The organism is Massilia varians (assembly GCF_027923905.1).
GTDB classification, from domain to species: domain Bacteria; phylum Pseudomonadota; class Gammaproteobacteria; order Burkholderiales; family Burkholderiaceae_D; genus Telluria; species Telluria varians_B.
Genome location: NZ_AP026966.1, coordinates 2,189,105 through 2,206,148, shown reverse-complemented (window position 1 = coordinate 2,206,148; position 17,044 = coordinate 2,189,105). Strand labels below are relative to the sequence as shown.

Below are 17,044 nucleotides of genomic sequence, written 5' to 3'. Positions count from 1 at the left end.
GAGAATGCCATGTTCAGCCCAGCATCCATAGTTTTCCTGCCGCTCGCCGCGCTTGCCTTTCCCGCGCTGGCCCAGCAGGCCGAATCCCAGCCGGCCCCGGCCCAGCAGGGCATGGTGGTCGTGCGCGACGCCGACACCGGCGAGCTGCGCGCGCCCACCGCGGACGAGGCGCGCGCCCTGCACCCGCGCACCAACGCGTCGGCCGCCGCGGTTGCCGCTCCCGCGCCGAAGATGGTCACCGGCCCCGGCGGCCGCCGCTCGGTCCAGCTCGGCGAACGCGGCATGGTGTATTCGGTCGTCACGCGCGGCGCCGACGGCAAGCTCGAGGAGCAATGCGTGCACGGCGCGCATGCCGCCGACCATGCGCTCGAGGGCACACACCAGCATGGCGCCACCCAGCCAAAGGAGCATCGTCAATGAAAGCTGCCAAGTTCACCACGCTGCTGCGCAGCTTCGCCCTCACGCTGGCCTGCTCGGCTGCCGCCTTCGCCGCCGCGCTCGGCGCCGCCGGCGCCGCGCAGGCGGCCGCCACCATCGTCATCGTCAACCTGAACGCGCCGGGCGAAGGCTTCAACGACCCGACGCCGGCCGCGCCGGTCGGCGGAAACACCGGCACCACGCTCGGCGCCCAGCGCCTGATCGCCTTCCAGCGCGCAGCAAGCATCTGGGGCGCCACGCTCGACAGCAATGTGACGATCCGCGTCGGCGCCGCCTTCGTGCCGCTGTCCTGCACGGCCAGCGGCGCGGTGCTCGGTTCGGCCGGCGCCTACCAGATCTGGTCCGACTTCCCGAACGCCCCGCGCGCCAACACCTGGTATCCGGCGGCGCTGGCCAGCAAGCTGGCCGGCGAAGACCTGAGCGAGCCGACCGACCCGCACATCATCGCGCGCTTCAACTCGCGCCTCGGCCTGTTCCCCGACTGCCTGCCGGGCTCGCCCTTCTACCTGGGCCTGGACCGGCGCGCCAACGGGCAGATCGACCTGGTCACGGTCCTGCTGCACGAAATGGCGCACGGGCTCGGCTTCCAGACCTTTACCGACGACGAAACGGGCGAACAGTTGCTCGGCATCCCCTCGATCTGGGACTACTTCCTGGTCAACAACCGCAACAACATGCCCTGGGTGGCCATGAGCGACGAGCAGCGCCGCATTTCGGCCATCAGCTGGCGCGGCCTGTCCTGGAACGGTCCGAACGTCACCGCGGCGGTGCCGCGTGTGCTGGCGCCGCGCACCAACCTGAGCATCGGGGGCGCGAACGCCGGGGCCGCCCGCGGCGACTACTACGTCGGCGACGCCTCCTTCGGTCCGCCGGTGAGCGCACGCGGCCTGAGCGGCCAGTTGATGCCGGTGGTGGACCAGCCGAACGGCACCGGGCTGGCCTGCACGCCGCTCAGCTTCAACAATGCCCTGGCCGTGCGCAACAACATCGCCCTGGTGGACCGCGGCAGCTGCGATTTCGTCACCAAGGCGCGCAACGTGCAGGCGGCCGGCGCGATCGGCATGCTGGTGGTCGACAATGCTCCTGGCGACATCATCGGCCTGAGCGGCGCCGATCCGAGCATCCGGATCCCCTCGCTGCGCATCACCCTGTCCGACGGCGTCGCCATCAAGGCGGCGCTGCAGCAGCGCTCGCGCACGATGTCGGGCGTCATCGCCACCTTCGGCCTCGACCCGACCCGGCTGGCAGGCACCGACCGGCAACGGCGCATCCTGATGTACAGCCGCAGCATCAACCAGTCGGGCTCCTCGGTGTCGCACTACACCACCGAAACCAAGCCGAACCAGCTGATGGAGCCCTCGATCAACGCCGACCTGCTGCACGTGGTCAGGCCGCCGCGTGACCTGACCTTCCCCCTGCTGCGCGACATCGGGTGGTAGCCTCGCTGCCAAAGAAAAAGCCGGCGTCCCCGATGAGGGACGCCGGCTTCTTTCACTTGCAAGGCACGCCGCGTGCGCACGCGGCGTGCGAGGCAGATTATTCCTGGCCCTTGCGCTTGAACGCTTCGACGCCGTTGGTAATCTCGTCCTTGGCGGCTTGGGCATCGGCCCAGCCTTCGATCTTGACCCATTTACCCGGCTCGAGGTCCTTGTAGTGCTCGAAGAAGTGCTGGATCTGCTGCAGGCGCAGTTCTTCCAGGTCTTCCAGCTTCTGGATCTTCTTGTACATCGGCAGGACTTTTTCGACCGGCACCGCGATGACCTTGGCGTCGCCGCCGCCGTCATCGGTCATCTTCAGCACGCCCAGCGCGCGGCAGCGCACCACCACGCCCGGCGGCAGCGGGAACGGGGTGATCACGAGCACGTCGCACGGGTCGCCGTCGTCGGCGATGGTCTGCGGCACGTAGCCGTAGTTGCACGGATAGTGCATGGCGGTACCCATGAAGCGGTCGACGAAGATTGCGCCGCTGTCCTTGTCGACCTCGTACTTGACCGGGTCGGCGTTCATCGGGATCTCGATGATGACGTTGAAGTCGTTCGGCACGTCTTTGCCGGCTGGGACGTTATTCAGGCTCATGGAATTCCTTGCTTGCTGAAGTTTTAATAAGGTGCGTCATTATAGCGAAAGCGGCAAGTGGATGGCGCGTCAGGTGCTTGTCGGTACGGCATCCCGTTCGTATCTATGGACTCCACCCGATTTGCAAGAGGAAGATTGAATTTCTGCCTTAGGAAGAGTTTGCTTGTATCTATTCGGCCTGTGTGTTGAGCGTTTCCAGTGCTCTGGCCCTGATGTGATACGCGCGCCAGGATCCTCATAGGGTGACGGCCTCGATGGGCCACTACGAACAGCGGATTCACCCGACGCCGGTCCGACCTGTTGGCATCATTCTTTCTTCATCGTCGCAAACTTGGCGGTGTTGCTCCTTCTTGTTGCTGAGTTAGTAGATCATCTTTTCAAGCCGGCCTGGTCGTGTCTTTCGACCAGGCCGGATCATAAGGACGTCCGTGCGTCATCAATGCCCAGATCACCCTGGCCACGTCCTTCGCAATATCCAAACCAATCACTTTGGCGTTAGCATTCATGGTGACTCCCCCTCTTGTTTTAGCGTGCCAGCCCAATCTGGCACGCTTGGCACAATGATGCCGATATCGGGAGGGTGGAGTCCATCACATTAGGGTGGGCGGCTCCATTCGTGACAGTGGCCGGCCGCGTCGCCGGTGCCGCCCACGCGGTGATACCTGGCGGCTCCGATCGCGCGCGGGATGATCTTGCCGCTACCTATCACCGCGTGGGCGGCATCGATGGCGCAGCTCAGCATGCACCCCGGTACAGCCGCCCACCCTACGAGAGGTCAAAGGATGCTGGCCAGCGCGCACTGCCGGTAATGATTCGCCGCTTCCTGCTCCTGCCCCAGCGCCTCGTGCATCTGGGCCAGTTTCAGGTGCGCCTCGCGCACCAACGATGCCTCGGTGGCGTCCGACAGCGCCCCCTCCAGGTAGCGCTGGGCCTTGCCCCACAACTTTTGCTTGAGGCAGAGAGCACCCAGGGTCAGCGCCAGCTCGGGGTCGGTCGGACGCTCCTTGAGCCAGGCTTCGCAGTGCTCGATCTGGGTCAGCAGGGTGGGCGAGCCGGCAGGTCCGGCCGCTTCGCGGTAGGCGCGCACCACGCGCTCGTCCCAATTCGCCTTGAGCGCTTCCTCGGCGATGGCGCGCGCCTCGTCGTGCAGGCCGCGCGCGTTGAAGGCGCCGGCGGCGCGCGCCGCGATGTAGGGCACCTGGCGGTCGCTGGCCGGCACGCCGGCCCAGACGCGGCGGATCGATTCGGCGTCGTGGCCCGGTTCGCCCAGCAGGGCTTCGTAAGCCAGCTCGCGCAGGCGCGTCGACAGCGCCGGATGCAGGGCCTTGCGCTTGTCGAGGATGCGCACCAGGCGCAGCACTTCCGGCCAGTTGCGCGCCTGCTGGTGGGCCTTCATCGACCATTGCAGCGCGTGGATGTGGCGCTGGCCGCTGGCATTGAGCTCGGCGACCGCCTCGAGCGCGGCTTCCGGCTGGTGGTCGTCGACCAGCAGCTCGGTCACCGTCATCAGGCGCGCGGTCTTGAGCGCGTTGTCGTGGACGATGCCGGCCAGCCAGGCGTCGCGGCGCGCCGGTTCGCGCATGCGGTGCGCGGCCCGCGCGCCGATCAGGGCCGCCAGGCCGGCGTTCTCGGGCAGCTCGGCGGCGCGCATGGCGGCTTTCTCGGCGTGGCCGAAGCGGCCTTCGAACAAGGCCTTGAGCGCGTCGCGCAAGCCCTTGTTGCCTTCGCGCTCGCGCTTGCGCTGGCGGTAGGCCGCTACCCGCTGGGGCATCTTGAGGGTCGACTTCAGGGCCCGCACCAGGCCGTACGCGACCAGGAACAGCAGCACCAGGAGCACCACGAACAGGTTGAGCGACATGTCGAGCCGGTGCGGCGGGTAGAACAGCACCACGTTGCCCGGATTGAAACGCGCCGTCACGGCGATACCGATGGCCCCGGCCATCAGGGCGACTAACCAGAGGAGGAGCCGCATCTTATTGCTTCGCCTTGTAGTTGCGCACCGCGTTCAGGCTCTCGGACAGGGTCGGCATCTCGATCGCCAGGTTGTTGGCCTGCACCTGGCGCAGCGCGCCTTGCGCCGACTGGGTGGCGCGCGAGCGCGTGTCGAAATACTTGAGCAGGATCTCCTGGCTGCTGGCCAGGTCATCGCGGAAAGCCGTCTCGTTACGCGACAACAGGGCCAGGCGCGCGTTCAGCAGGCGCAGCTTGAGGTTTTCGCGCACGAAGAAGGACTCGGTGGGCGACAGCATCAGCGCTTCCGGCGTGTCGACGCTGCGCACCCGCACCAGCTGGCGCACGTCGTCCCACATCTCCTGGCTCCAGTTGCGCCAGGTCTGGATCATGCGCTGACCCAGGCCCAGGGTTTCCGGCGCCGGGGCGGGGCCGCTTCCTGCCTGCCTGCGGGTCTCGCGTACCGGGGCGGCCGGCAGCAGCGGCTGTTCGTCGGACAGCATCGGCAGCGTGTCCACCTGGGCAATGACGTTGTCCAGGCGCAGCGCGACGCCGGCCAGATCGACCGCCGGCAAGGCTTTCAGGCGCTCGATGTCGGCGCCGATGGCGCGGCGGATGTTCAGGAATTGCGGTTTGTCGGAACGGCCCAGCGAACGGTCGGCGTTGGCAAGCGCGATCAGGGCGCCCTGTACGTTGCCGGCCAGCTGCAATTGCTGGCTGGCCGTGTTCAGCACCTGCTCGACCTCGGACAGCGCCCACTCGTCGCGGTTCTTCGACAGGTCCTGGTAGAGCTGCTCGAGCGCCAGCTGCTGGGTCTGGGCCTCGGACTGGCGGCTTTCCAGCACGCCGACCTTGATCTGCAGCTCCTTGGCCGTATCCGCCACCTCGCGCGCCAGCGCCGCGGTCTCGGCATTCACGGCATTGCCCTTTTGCAAGCTTTGCGCCATGTCGCGGCGCAGCGTGTTGATGCGGCTGTGCGAGCTCCAGGTCTGCACGGCCAGCAGCAGGGCCAGGATGGCGACCGCCACCGGCAGGGGGCGCTGCAGCGCCCGGATCAGCCCCTCCCCCGTCGCCGCGGACGCCGGCGCCTTCTGCAGCGCGACGCTGCCAGACGGGATGTGTTCTGGATTATTTTGTTGTTCGTTCATTCTTGAGATTGTATCGCGGCAAGTAAGCGTGCGTCGCCAGAACCGGTCAGGGTGATCCGATCGCAACCGAGCGCGCGCGCGGTCTCTGCTATGCGTGCATGGGGAACGATCAGGTGCTGCGCCTGCAAGCGGACCAGCCCGGTATCGGGATCAAGTTCCCGCACCAGCCCGGCCAGGCCGCGCAAGGCTTCCGAACTCGTGATTATCCAGTCGTTTGGCCCTGCCAGCAAGGCGCCCAGCTCGGCCGCCAGCGCCGCGCTCAAGGGCGGCACGCTGCGGCGGTAGGCGGCGACCGCGGCGACCTGGGCGCCGGCCGCGCGCAAGGTGTCGGCGGTCAGTTCGCGCCCGCCGTCGCCGCGCACGATCAGCACGCGGCGCCCGGCGAAGGCCGACAGGTCCAGGCTGGCCAGCAGGTGTTCCGAATCGCTGTGGGCGGGATCCGGCGGGCAATGGATGGTGGCGTTCTCGTCCGTAACCCCATGGCGGGCCAGCGCCGCGCGGCTGCCCTCCCCGACGACGCCGATCGGCACGCCGGGCGGCCAGCGGTCCAGGTGGGCAAAGGCGGCGTCGACCGCATTCGGCGAGACGAACACGACCATCGCACAGGACTGAAGCCCGGCCAGCGCGGCGCGCAGCGGCGCGCTATCGTCGAGCGGCGCGATCTCGAGCAGCGGCAGCACCACGGCGCGGCGCCCCAGCGCGCGCACGGCCTGGGCCAGCGGCTGCGCCTGGGCGCGCGGCCGGGTGATGACGACTGCCCGATCAGGCATGTGTCAGCCGCCCTGGCTTGGTGCCGGCGACGCTTCGGCGGCCGTCTCCTGCGCCGCCTCCTGCTTGCACGCTTCCAGGATCGCATGCGCATCCTGGTCTTCCAGCAGGATCGCCACCTGCTCGCCCAGGAATTCCGGATGCTCCCAGGAGCCCGCCACCTCGGCCTGCGCGGTGCGCTGACCGTCCGGGGTCGCCACCATCGCGCGCAGGCGCATGGCGCTGCCCTGGACGGTCGCGAAGGCCGCCAGCGGAATCTGGCAGCTGCCGCCGAAGATCTTCGAGACCTTGCGCTCGGCCGTGACGGCGCGCGCGGTGGCCTCGTGGTTCAGCGGCGCCAGGAGAGCGCGCAGGTCGACGCCGTCGCTGCGCGCGCTGCTCACGATCTCGATCGCCATCGCGCCCTGCCCGGCCGCCGGCAGGCTGTCTTCGGGTTCCAGGAGCGCGCGGATGCGCTGGGGCAGGCCGAGGCGCTTCAGGCCGGCCGCCGCCAGGATGATGGCGGCATATTCGCCGCGGTCCAGCTTGCCCAAACGGGTGTCGAGGTTGCCGCGCAGCGGCTTGATGACCAGGTGCGGGTAGCGCGCGGCGATCAGGGCCTGACGGCGCAGGCTGCTGGTGCCGACGATGCTGCCTGCCGGCAGCTCGGCCAGGCCGGCGTAATCGTTCGAGACAAAGGCGTCGCGCGGGTCTTCGCGCTCGAGCACGGCGGCCAGCTCGAAGCCTTCCGGCAGTTCCATCGGCACGTCCTTGAGCGAGTGCACGGCCAGGTCGGCGCGGCCTTCGGCCATCGCCACCTCCAGCTCCTTGACGAACAGGCCCTTGCCGCCTACCTTGGAGAGCGTCCGGTCGAGGATCTGGTCGCCGCGTGTTGTCATTCCGAGAATTTCAACGCTGCACTGCGGATATAATGCGGCGAGTCGGGCACGCACATGTTCCGCCTGCCACATGGCCAGGCGGCTCTCGCGGGATGCGATAATGAGCTTTTGAGGCGTCAGCTTCGCTGGCGCTTCCTGCGCCGATTCATTTGCTTTCAACACGGATTCTTTCACTGTCATCTAGCCTACCAGGACGATGCCGGTTAACGGCCCTTGCTCAAGATCACAAATTTTAGCATGGGGCCTCCTGCAGACGATGGCCAACCGCCATGGCACTAACAATTCATTTGTGGTCGATATGGAAAACCCTGCTGCACTAGACAACCCTGCCGTACAGCCCGCCCTGGACAAGGACGCGCCCTTGAAAGAAGATATCCGCCTGCTCGGCCGCCTGCTCGGCGACGTGCTGCGCGAACAGGAAGGCGAAGCCGTGTTCGAGGTGGTCGAGACCATCCGCCAGACGGCGGTGCGTTTCCGCCGCGACGCCGACCCGGTCGCCGGCGAGGAACTCACCACCCTGCTGCACCGGCTCACGCGCGACCAGACCATTTCGGTGGTGCGCGCCTTCTCCTATTTCTCGCACCTGGCCAACATCGCCGAGGACCAGCACCACATCCGCCGCCGCCGGGCCCACCTGATGCGCGGCGCCGCGCCGCGCGAGGGCAGTGTCGGCCATGCGCTCGGCAAGCTGCGTGACGCCGGCGTGCCGCAAGAGGCGGTCGAGGACTTCTTCAAGGACGCCCTGATTTCGCCGGTCCTCACCGCCCACCCGACCGAAGTGCAGCGCAAGAGCATCCTCGACGCCGAGCACGACATCGCGCGCCTGCTGGCCGAGCGCGACCGCGGCCTGACACCCAAGGAGCTGGCGCGCAATACCCAGCTGCTGCAGGCACGCATCGCCACCCTGTGGCAGACCCGCATGCTGCGCTACTCCAAGCTGACCGTGGCGGACGAGATCGACAATGCGCTGTCCTACTACCGCATCACCTTCCTGCGCGAAGTGCCGGGCCTGTACGACGACATCGAAGACGAGATCGCGTCCTACTACGGCGGCGAAGCGAAGCTGGGCGACGCCCAGTACCTGCAGATGGGCAGCTGGATTGGCGGCGACCGCGACGGCAACCCCAACGTGAATGCCGACACCATGCGCCATGCGCTGGTGCGCCAGTCGACCACCATCCTCGACTTCTACCTGGACGAGGTGCACGCCCTCGGCGCCGAACTGTCCACCTCGACCCTGATGGTGCCGGTGACCCCGCAGATGCAGGCGCTGGCCGACGCCTCGGTCGACAATTCCCCGCACCGCAGCGACGAACCCTATCGCCGCGCCCTGATCGGCATCTACGCGCGCCTGGCCGCCACCGCGCGCGAACTGGGCGTCGACCACATCCTGCGCAAGGAAGTCGGCGAAGCCCCGCCCTACCTGGACGCGGCCCTGTTCGCGGCCGACCTGGAGGTGCTGGCCGACTCGCTGCGCGCCAACCACGGCGCCGTGCTGATCGAGCCGCGCCTCTCTAGCCTCAAGCGCGCCGCGCGCATCTTCGGCTTCCACCTGGCCTCGCTCGACATGCGCCAGAGCTCGGACGTGCACGAGCGCGTGCTGGCCGAGCTGTTTACGCGCGCGGGAGCCGAAGCCGACTATGCCGGCCTGAGCGAAGAACGGAAGGTCGCACTGCTGCTGCGCGAACTGGCGCAGCCGCGCCCCCTGTATTCGCCCTACGAGAGCTATTCGGACGACACCAATTCCGAACTGGCGATCCTGCGCGCCGCGCGCGACATCCGCCAGCGCTACGGCAGCCGCGCAATCCGTAACTACATCATCTCGCACACCGAGACCGTGTCGGACCTGCTGGAAGTGCTGCTGCTGCAGAAGGAAACCGGCCTGATGCGCGTGTCGAGCGGCACCAGCGACGTGATGGTGATCCCGCTGTTCGAAACCATCCCCGACCTGCAGCGCGCCAGCGGCATCATGGACGAATGGATGTCGATCCCGCTGGTAGCCGGCGTCATCGAACGGCAGGGCCGCCTGCAGGAAGTCATGCTCGGCTATTCGGACTCGAACAAGGACGGCGGCTTCCTGACCTCGAACTGGGAGCTGTACCAGGCCGAGCTGAAGCTGGTCGACGTGTTCGCCGCCAAGGGCGTCAAGCTGCGCCTGTTCCACGGCCGCGGCGGCACCGTCGGCCGCGGCGGCGGCCCGAGCTACGACGCGATCCGCGCCCAGCCGCCCGGCACGGTCAACGGCCAGATCCGCCTGACCGAACAGGGCGAGATCATCGCCTCGAAGTTCTCGAATCCCGAGATCGGCCGGCGCAACCTGGAGCTGCTGGTGGCGGCCACGCTGGAAGCGAGCCTGGTGCCGCACCCGGCCGACGAGATGAACAAAGCCCGTCTGGCGCGCTACGAGGCCGTGATGGCCGAGCTGTCCGCGCGCGCCTACCGCGCCTACCGCAACCTGGTGTACGAGACCCCCGGCTTCACCGACTACTTCTTCAGCGCGACGCCGATCGCCGAGATCGCGGAACTGAACCTCGGTTCGCGCCCCGCCTCGCGCAAGTCGACGCGCCGCATCGAAGACCTGCGCGCGATTCCCTGGGGCTTCTCGTGGGGCCAGTGCCGCCTGCTGCTGCCGGGCTGGTACGGCTTCGGCACCGCGGTGAGCGGCTGGCTGGCCGATGGCGAGCGCGGCGAGCGCCTGACGCTGCTGCAGGAGATGAGTAGAAGCTGGCCGTTCTTCGCGACCCTGCTGTCGAACATGGACATGGTGCTGGCCAAGACCGACCTGGCGATCGCCTCGCGCTATGCCGGGCTGGTGGCGGACGTGGAGCTGCGCGAGCGCATCTTCCGCCGCATCACCGCCGAGCATGGCGAAACCCTGCGCTGCCTGGAGGCGGTGACCGGCGTGAGCGAGCGCCTGGCGGGCAACCCGCTGCTGGCGCGCTCGATCCAGAACCGCTTCGCCTACCTCGATCCGCTGAATCACCTGCAGGTGGAACTGATCCATCGCCGCCGCAAGCTGGGGGACAATGTGGATCCGCGCGTGCACCGCGGAATTCACCTGTCCATCAACGGCGTGGCGGCGGGGCTGAGAAACACCGGCTAAGCGCAGCCGCTTCTCGTAGGGTGTACGGCTTTGCCGTACACGCGTTCAATCGGGAGATGAACAGCCGAACAGGCAGCAGTACCGTGATGTGAACGCGCGGTCGGCGAAGCCGACCACCCTACAAGATCAACCAGCACACGCCCCCAGCGCACTCCCCTTCTTCAGGAAGGCCGGCACCGCATTCGGCGACACGCACACCTGCGCCCCCGGATTGCCCGCGCTGCCGGTCTTGTTACACACCATTACCTTGCCCTCGCCGCAGCGCGCATCGATCACGTTTACCGTGGTGCTGGCTTGCGCGAAGCAGCTCTCCGGGCTGGCCGCCTGCGCGGTGAAGACGAAGCTGCCGGCAGCAAGCGGCGCAAAGCTGGTCACCGCGCCCGTCGCGGTCGACAGCCCGCCCGCCGGGCTCCAGCTGAAGGTCGACGCGCCGGCCGCATCGCTCGCGGTCAAGCTCACGCTCTGCGGACCGTAGCCCAGCGCGATGGTGTTGGCCGGCAGGCCGGTCGCCTCACCCGCGCCCGGGGTTACGCTGATCGCCGGCTGCGGCACGTGGCCCAGCACCTGCACTAGGCCTTCCGCGCTGGCGCTGTTGCCGCCCTTGTCGACGGCGCTCAGCACCACCTTCTGGGCGCCGATGTCCGCGCATGAGAAGCTGGTGCGCGAGGCGCTGAGCGACTCCACGCCCCAGTTGTCGCTGGTGCCGCCATCGAGCTCGCTGGCGGCGATCGAGGCAGTGCCGTTCGCAAGCCGTACCGATACATCGCGGGTGCGCATGGTCGGCGCCTCGAAGTCGTTGCTGACCGTGGCCGCGCGCGCGCTCTCGCTGCTGAGGCGGTTCAGCGCCGTCACCGTGTAGTAGTAATACTGGCCAGGTGCGACGCTGCCGTCGGCGAAGGCATGGGTGGCGGTGTCGGTCACGCCCAGCAGGTTGGCCGGGTTGTCCAGGTCCATCTCGCGCTCCGGCGAGCGGTAGATGGCGTACCTGCGGGTCTTCTCGAATTCGTCGGCGGTATCCGGCGCCGGCGCCCAGGCCAGGTGCACCGCGTTGTTGTCGCCCGTGCTGGCGGCCAGTCCCGCCGGTGCGGCGGGCGCCGTCGTGCCCTTCCAGGCCATGGTCGGCAGCAGTGCCGGGCGCGCATAGGTGCTGTCCTTCAGCGAAGTGCGGTAGCCGAGCGGGTCGTTCTGCAGGAACTGGTGGCGGAAGTGGACCTGGCCGCCGATGTTCGCGTGCGCGCGGTTCATCGCGATCTGGTTGTTGATCTGGTTCGGATCGAGCCAGCCGGCCGTATTCATCTTGTAGTCGGCCAGGCCGATGTACATGTGGCGCTCGTAGGCGTTGTCGTTCCACCACGGCACCAGAAGCTTGTAGTCCGAGCCGGTCTGGCCGATGTACCAGTAGACCTGCGGCGCCAGGTAGTCGACCCAGCCTTCGCGGATCCACTTGCGGGTGTCGGCGAACATGGAACTGTAGTGCTGCGAGGCGCCGGCCGAGGTCGGCGAGCCGACCGCCGGATCGGTGCTGCTGCGGTAGATGCCGGAGGGCGAGACGCCGAACTTCACCCAGGGTTTCACGGCGCGGATGCTGTCATTGACGCGTGCGATGAGAAGGTTGATGTTGTCGCGGCGCCAGTCGGCCAGGCCCTCGGGCGTGTTCGGGAAGCCACGCGGGTCGGCGGCGAAGGCGGCCGCGTCGCCGGTGGTGCCGCTCGGGTAGAAGTAGTCGTCGAAATGGATGCCGTCGACGTCGTAGCGGTTGACGATGTCCATGATGACGTTGACGACGTGGTCGCGCACCTGCGGCAGGCCCGGGTTCAGGATCTTGACGGTGCCGACCGTCAGCAGCCACTCCGGATGGGCGAGCGAGACGTGGTTGGGCGCGTACATCGCCGGGTTGGTCTGGTTGGAGGCGGTCGCCACCGCGCGGTAGGGATTGATCCAGGCATGGAATTCCATGCCGCGCTTGCGGGTCTCGTCGATCGCAAATTGCAGCGGATCCCAGGCCGGGCTGGGCGCGCGGCCCTGCTGGTTGGTCAGGTAGTAGGACCACGGTTCCAGCTCGCTCGGGTACATGGCGTCGGCCTGGCTGCGCACCTGCAGGAAGGCGGCGTTCATGCCGGTCGCCTTGTTGTGGTCCAGGATGGCCTTGAGCTTGGCCTGCTGCTGGGCCGGGGTGTCGAGACGGCTCGGCCAGTCCAGGCTGATGTGGGTGCTGATCCACACGCCGCGCATCTCGCGCTTGGGCGACACGGTTTGTGCATCGGCGTGGGACATGGAAGCGACGAGCATGGCGGCTGCCGCTGCAAGCAAAAGTTCTTTCATGTTGTCTTTTTTTTGCAGGTTGAGGTGAACGCACCAGGGGAGCGCTGGTGGCGGTCCCCGGCGCCTCTCCACGCGCCGATGTGTTGCCATCCGCGAAACAGAGTACGCGGGAGCAATTTTGACAACCAATGAAATTCGGAACAGGCGGCATAACTGGGATGCATGAGGACATCCCGGTCAAGGAGGATCTGCGGGGAGACGGCGCTCAGCGCCGGATCGACAGGCCGACGGTGAAGGCGACGTCCGGCGTGCGGCTGTTGAGTCCACGCGACAGCATGGCGTCCAGCTGCACGTCTTTCGACAGGAGGTAGGCGGCGCCGATATCGAAGCTCGCTTCGGTGCCGCCATGGCGGCTACGCGCGATGTGCGGCAGCGCCACTTCGGCAAAGCCGCTCCAGCGCTGGCCGAATTCCTTTTCGAGCGCGACGCCGAGCATGCCGTAGCGGTAGCGCCCGCCCTCGTCGCGCTCGACGCCGATGCCGGGCATCACGCCCAGCGTCATCTCCTTCGACAATTCCCACTCGCCGACCACGCGCAGCGCGGGACGCACGCCGTCGCCGCGGAAGGCGCGCGAGCCGCTGTCGAACTCGGCCGAGACCAGCACGGCCATCGAGGGCCGCCCCTCGCCGCCATCGAGCACGTGCCAGCTCAGGCCCAGCGCCGTGTCGCCGTAGCCGGCGGCAGTCGTGCGCCGGCCCTCTTCCGTGCTGTGGCGGTTCATGCGGCCGTCGGTCTCGACCCGCAATTCGAGCGTGTCCGCGATGCCGAAACGCAGCAGGGTCGGCGTCGACAGGGTGCGTTCGCGCGTCCCTGCGTTGCGTTCGCGCTCGACCAGCAGGCCGGCTTCGAACTGGAAGCGGCCCTTGCCGACCACCTTGCTCGACTCGACGAAGTCGGGGCGGTCGGACTCGATCTTGTCCTGGGCCTGGGCGCTGGCCGCGCACAGGGCGACGGCGGCGGTGAGGATGGCGGGTGCTTTCATGGTGTGCGCCGGGTCGGAATCTTATGTAAAAGATAACGCAAACCCGGCACGGACGACGCACGGACGAAAAAAATGCCGCTCAGCAGACACTGAGCGGCATTTTTTACCAAATGGTAAAAATTACTGGTTGTGCAGGAAGGTCTTCAGCTTGTCCGAACGCGAAGGCTGGCGCAGCTTGCTCATCGCCTTGGCTTCGATCTGGCGGATACGCTCGCGGGTGACGTCGAACTGCTTGCCGACTTCTTCCAGCGTGTGGTCGTTCGACATCTCGACGCCGTAGCGCATGCGCAGCACCTTGGCTTCGCGCGGGGTCAGCGAGTCCAGCACTTCCTTGATCACGTTGCGCATCGAGGCGTGCAGCGCGGCGTCCAGCGGGGCCAGGGTGGTGTTGTCCTCGATGAAGTCGCCCAGCTGCGAATCGCCGTCCTCGCCCATCGGGGTTTCCATCGAAATTGGCTCCTTGGCGATCTTCATGATCTCGCGAACCTTGTTCTCCGGCATTTCCATCTTGGCGGCCAGGGTCGGCAGGTCCGGCTCGCTGCCGGTTTCCTGCATGATCTGGCGCGAGATGCGGTTCATCTTGTTGATGGTCTCGATCATGTGCACCGGCACGCGGATGGTACGGGCCATGTCCGCGATCGAGCGCGTGATCGCCTGGCGGATCCACCAGGTCGCGTAGGTCGAGAACTTGTAGCCGCGACGGTATTCGAACTTGTCCACCGCCTTCAGCAGGCCGATATTGCCTTCCTGGATCAGGTCGAGGAACTGCAGGCCGCGGTTGATGTACTTCTTGGCGATCGAGATCACCAGGCGCAGGTTGGCCACGGTCATTTCGCGCTTGGCCTGGCGCGCGCGCTTCTCGCCCGCCGCCATCTGCTTGTTGATGCGGCGCAGATCGGCCAGCGGCAGCGCCACGCGCGCCTGCAGGTCGATCATGCGCTGCTGCAGTTCCTTGATCGCCGGCAGGTTGCGGCTCAGGACGGCGCTGTACGGGTAGGCGCAGTCGACTTCGCGGTCGCCCCATGCCAGGTCGGTCTCGTTGCCCGGGAAGACCTTGATGAAGTGGGCGCGCGGCATGCCGCAGCGGTTCACGCAGATGTCCAGCACGGCGCGCTCGATCGAACGCACTTCGTCCATCTGGCCGCGCAGGGTGTCGCACAGCTTTTCCACGATCTTGGCGGTGAAGCGGATGCCCAGCAGCTCGTTCGAGATGATGGCCTGGGCCGCTTCATACTCTTCCGAACCGTAGCCGACCGTCTTGAAGGCGTGGCCCATGCGGTCGAACTGCTTCTCGATCAGGGCGAACTTCTCCAGCGCGCTCTTGCGCAGCTGGGCCAGCTGCTCGGCCGAGTAGCCGGCCGCGCCGCCGCTGGCGGCGCCTTCTTCTTCCTCTTCCTCGACTTCCTCTTCCTCTTCCTCGTCATCGCTGGCGCGCGACGGGGCGGCGGCCGGGGCCGGCGCGGCGTCGTTCAGGTCGACGAAGCCGTCCACCACGTCGTCGATCTTCATCTCGTCGCTGGCGATCTTGTGCGACAGGGCGATGATCTCCGAGATCGTGGTCGGGCAGGCCGAGATCGCCTGCACCATGTCCTTCAAGCCGTCTTCGATGCGCTTGGCGATCTCGATCTCGCCTTCGCGCGTCAGCAGCGACACCGCGCCCATTTCGCGCATGTACATGCGGACCGGGTCGGTGGTGCGGCCGAAGTCCGAGTCGACGGTCGACAGCGCGGTGGCGGCGGCCGCTTCCACTTCGTCTTCGGTGGTGGCGGTCGGCACGTTATCCGACAACAGCATCATTTCCGCTTCCGGGGCGCGCTCGTAGACGGCGATGCCCATGTCGTTGAAGGTCGCGATGATGCCTTCGATCGCTTCCGGATCGATGATGTTTTCCGGCAGCTGGTCGTTGATCTCGGCGTGGGTCAGGTAGCCGCGCTCCTTGCCCATGTTGATCAGGTTCTTGATCTGCTGGCGGCGCTTTTCCAGTTCCGCTTCCGAGAAGCCGTTCTCGCCGCCCAGCACGCCGGCCAGGCCCTTGGCCTTGCGCTCGCGCAGCTTGGAGGCGGCCTTCATTTCGGCGCGCTCGACCGCGTTCAGTGCCGCGACTTCGTCGTTCTCCGGCACGAACTCGCTCGGCTTGCGGCCGCGGCGGCCCGGAACCTTCACCTGCGGCAGCAGGTAGCCCGAGGTATCGATCGCCGCCAGCGCGGCGGCGTCGGTGGTGGCGCTGACGGCGCCCACGGCGGTGCTCGGGACCGCCGGCGCCGGCAGTGCGTTGGCGTCGGTGCGGCGGGTACGGGTGCGCACGACCTTCGGTGCGGCCGGCGCTTCCTCCGCGGCCGGCGCGGCGGCTGCCGGCGCTGCTGCGGCAGGCGCGGCCTCGGCCTGCGGCGCCTCAACGGCGGCTTTCAGAGCAGCCAGTTTCGAGCCGCGCTTGCGCACGACCACGGTCGCCGCGGCGTTCGGCACGGCGGCCGTGTAGTCTTCGAAGGGTGCCGGCTCGGCGGCTGGAGCAGCCTCGGCCTGGGCGACCGGCGCCGGCGGCGCGGCTTCCGCAACCACTTCGGCGACCGGTTCGACGGCTTGCGCCGCCGGCTCGGCGACGGCCGGGGTGTCCAGCACGGCTTCGTTGGCCGCCGCTTCCACCTCGCCAGGTGCCTGCTGCGCTTCCAGCGCGGCCTTGGCCGAGGCCAGGCGCGAGCGGGTCTTCACCACCGTCACCTTGGCCGCCGCTTCCGTTTCGAGGAAGTAGGAGGTCGCGGTTTTCGGCACTGCCAGCTGTGCCGTAGCCTTGGCGGGCGCTTTCTTGGCGGTCAGTGTCAGTGTCTTGGCGGTGTTTTTCATAGTAAAGCTCTCTCCAGTCGAGGCATATGGCTGCCTGCGAATCAATGTCAGCGGGACCCTCGGCCGGGTCCGGTGTGGGTTTGGAAGCGGGATGGCCCTAGCTGAGGGCGCACACGTGGACTTCAAGCACGTCTTCCCCAGGGCGGCCTGCACTCCTGGCGGGGTGGCGGCGGGCTGGGGAGCAATGGACGGTGTTTAAAATCACGGTGTGCATGTCGGAACGAAAAAAAGCCCGTCGGATGAAACGGGCTTGCATCTCATGTTCAGGGAAGAACACGAGGAAGGCGCTATTATGCCGTATTGCAAGAATTGGTGATAATTGAAATATCCCATATGGGATATCACCAAGCTGAATATGTCACAGGTATGTCGCCAGTCCTCTGGGCCATCTGCGACGGCGCAAGCCGTGCGCAAGGCAAGGGGCGGATCATACACGATTTCACGGCCGCACGCCTGCCTGTCTGCTTCCCATCTTCAATCAAATTCTCAAGATTAATGGAACAAGTACAATACGGCCCGCACTGCCAGTCGGGCGCCG

The 17,044-nt window shown here is 67.1% G+C and carries 13 protein-coding genes; 3 read left to right on the top strand and 10 right to left on the bottom strand.

Annotated elements, in window-relative coordinates; translation table 11 throughout:
• The first annotated feature begins 9 nt into the window (after positions 1–9).
• Positions 10–420, top strand: a complete 411-nt coding sequence (locus tag MasN3_RS10085; protein WP_281913886.1) for a post-PEP-CTERM-1 domain-containing protein — start codon at positions 10–12, stop codon at positions 418–420.
• Positions 417–1,877 (top strand): PA domain-containing protein, encoded by a 1,461-nt coding sequence (locus MasN3_RS10080; RefSeq protein WP_281913884.1) that lies wholly within the window; start codon positions 417–419, stop codon positions 1,875–1,877. Before MasN3_RS10085 ends, MasN3_RS10080 begins: the two co-directional genes overlap by 4 nt.
• A 97-nt stretch (positions 1,878–1,974) precedes the next feature.
• Here MasN3_RS10080 and ppa read toward each other — a convergent pair whose 3' ends face one another.
• The 7 genes from ppa to hemC form a co-directional block, all read right to left on the bottom strand.
• Positions 1,975–2,514, bottom strand: a complete 540-nt coding sequence (gene ppa / locus MasN3_RS10075) for an inorganic diphosphatase (protein WP_281913882.1) — start codon at positions 2,512–2,514, stop codon at positions 1,975–1,977.
• Between the two features lie 377 nt (positions 2,515–2,891).
• Positions 2,892–3,020, bottom strand: coding sequence for a hypothetical protein (locus MasN3_RS10070; RefSeq protein WP_281913881.1), 129 nt, complete (start codon positions 3,018–3,020; stop codon positions 2,892–2,894).
• A gap of 89 nt (positions 3,021–3,109) precedes the next feature.
• Entirely contained in the window at positions 3,110–3,256 is a 147-nt protein-coding gene (locus tag MasN3_RS10065) for a hypothetical protein (protein WP_281913880.1), read from the bottom strand.
• A 33-nt stretch (positions 3,257–3,289) separates the two neighbouring features.
• Complete coding sequence (locus MasN3_RS10060; RefSeq protein WP_281913878.1) at positions 3,290–4,486, bottom strand: heme biosynthesis protein HemY; 1,197 nt, start codon at positions 4,484–4,486, stop codon at positions 3,290–3,292.
• 1 nt (position 4,487) lies between these two features.
• On the bottom strand, positions 4,488–5,612 hold the full coding sequence (locus tag MasN3_RS10055; protein ID WP_281913877.1) for a uroporphyrinogen-III C-methyltransferase: 1,125 nt from the start codon (positions 5,610–5,612) through the stop codon (positions 4,488–4,490).
• Complete coding sequence (locus MasN3_RS10050) at positions 5,609–6,382, bottom strand: uroporphyrinogen-III synthase (RefSeq protein WP_281913876.1); 774 nt, start codon at positions 6,380–6,382, stop codon at positions 5,609–5,611. The genes MasN3_RS10055 and MasN3_RS10050 overlap by 4 nt, the downstream gene beginning before the upstream one ends.
• Before the next feature lie 3 nt (positions 6,383–6,385).
• Positions 6,386–7,378, bottom strand: coding sequence for a hydroxymethylbilane synthase (hemC, locus tag MasN3_RS10045; RefSeq protein WP_370662356.1), 993 nt, complete (start codon positions 7,376–7,378; stop codon positions 6,386–6,388).
• A 178-nt stretch (positions 7,379–7,556) separates the two neighbouring features.
• On the opposite strand from hemC, the gene ppc reads away from it, so the two are divergent.
• Entirely contained in the window at positions 7,557–10,361 is a 2,805-nt protein-coding gene (gene ppc / locus MasN3_RS10040) for a phosphoenolpyruvate carboxylase (RefSeq protein ID WP_281913874.1), read from the top strand.
• Positions 10,362–10,487: 126 nt separating this feature from the next.
• Here ppc and MasN3_RS10035 read toward each other — a convergent pair whose 3' ends face one another.
• The 3 genes from MasN3_RS10035 to rpoD all read right to left on the bottom strand — a co-directional run bounded on the left by MasN3_RS10035 (position 10,488) and on the right by rpoD (position 16,506).
• Entirely contained in the window at positions 10,488–12,683 is a 2,196-nt protein-coding gene (locus tag MasN3_RS10035) for a family 10 glycosylhydrolase (RefSeq protein WP_281913873.1), read from the bottom strand.
• A gap of 205 nt (positions 12,684–12,888) precedes the next feature.
• Positions 12,889–13,665, bottom strand: a complete 777-nt coding sequence (locus tag MasN3_RS10030; protein ID WP_281913872.1) for a transporter — start codon at positions 13,663–13,665, stop codon at positions 12,889–12,891.
• Between the two features lie 120 nt (positions 13,666–13,785).
• Complete coding sequence (gene rpoD / locus MasN3_RS10025; RefSeq protein ID WP_281913871.1) at positions 13,786–16,506, bottom strand: RNA polymerase sigma factor RpoD; 2,721 nt, start codon at positions 16,504–16,506, stop codon at positions 13,786–13,788.
• Between the last annotated feature and the right edge of the window lie 538 nt (positions 16,507–17,044).

Coding starts and splice junctions, on each gene's coding strand:
- rpoD (WP_281913871.1), bottom strand. CDS start 16,506: ATGAAAAACACCGCCAAGACACTGACACTGACCGCCAAGAAAGCGCCC.
- MasN3_RS10055 (WP_281913877.1), bottom strand. CDS start 5,612: ATGAACGAACAACAAAATAATCCAGAACACATCCCGTCTGGCAGCGTC.
- ppc (WP_281913874.1), top strand. CDS start 7,557: ATGGAAAACCCTGCTGCACTAGACAACCCTGCCGTACAGCCCGCCCTG.
- MasN3_RS10030 (WP_281913872.1), bottom strand. CDS start 13,665: ATGAAAGCACCCGCCATCCTCACCGCCGCCGTCGCCCTGTGCGCGGCC.
- MasN3_RS10060 (WP_281913878.1), bottom strand. CDS start 4,486: ATGCGGCTCCTCCTCTGGTTAGTCGCCCTGATGGCCGGGGCCATCGGT.
- MasN3_RS10070 (WP_281913881.1), bottom strand. CDS start 3,020: ATGAATGCTAACGCCAAAGTGATTGGTTTGGATATTGCGAAGGACGTG.
- MasN3_RS10065 (WP_281913880.1), bottom strand. CDS start 3,256: ATGCTGAGCTGCGCCATCGATGCCGCCCACGCGGTGATAGGTAGCGGC.
- MasN3_RS10085 (WP_281913886.1), top strand. CDS start 10: ATGTTCAGCCCAGCATCCATAGTTTTCCTGCCGCTCGCCGCGCTTGCC.
- MasN3_RS10050 (WP_281913876.1), bottom strand. CDS start 6,382: ATGCCTGATCGGGCAGTCGTCATCACCCGGCCGCGCGCCCAGGCGCAG.
- MasN3_RS10035 (WP_281913873.1), bottom strand. CDS start 12,683: ATGAAAGAACTTTTGCTTGCAGCGGCAGCCGCCATGCTCGTCGCTTCC.
- ppa (WP_281913882.1), bottom strand. CDS start 2,514: ATGAGCCTGAATAACGTCCCAGCCGGCAAAGACGTGCCGAACGACTTC.
- MasN3_RS10080 (WP_281913884.1), top strand. CDS start 417: ATGAAAGCTGCCAAGTTCACCACGCTGCTGCGCAGCTTCGCCCTCACG.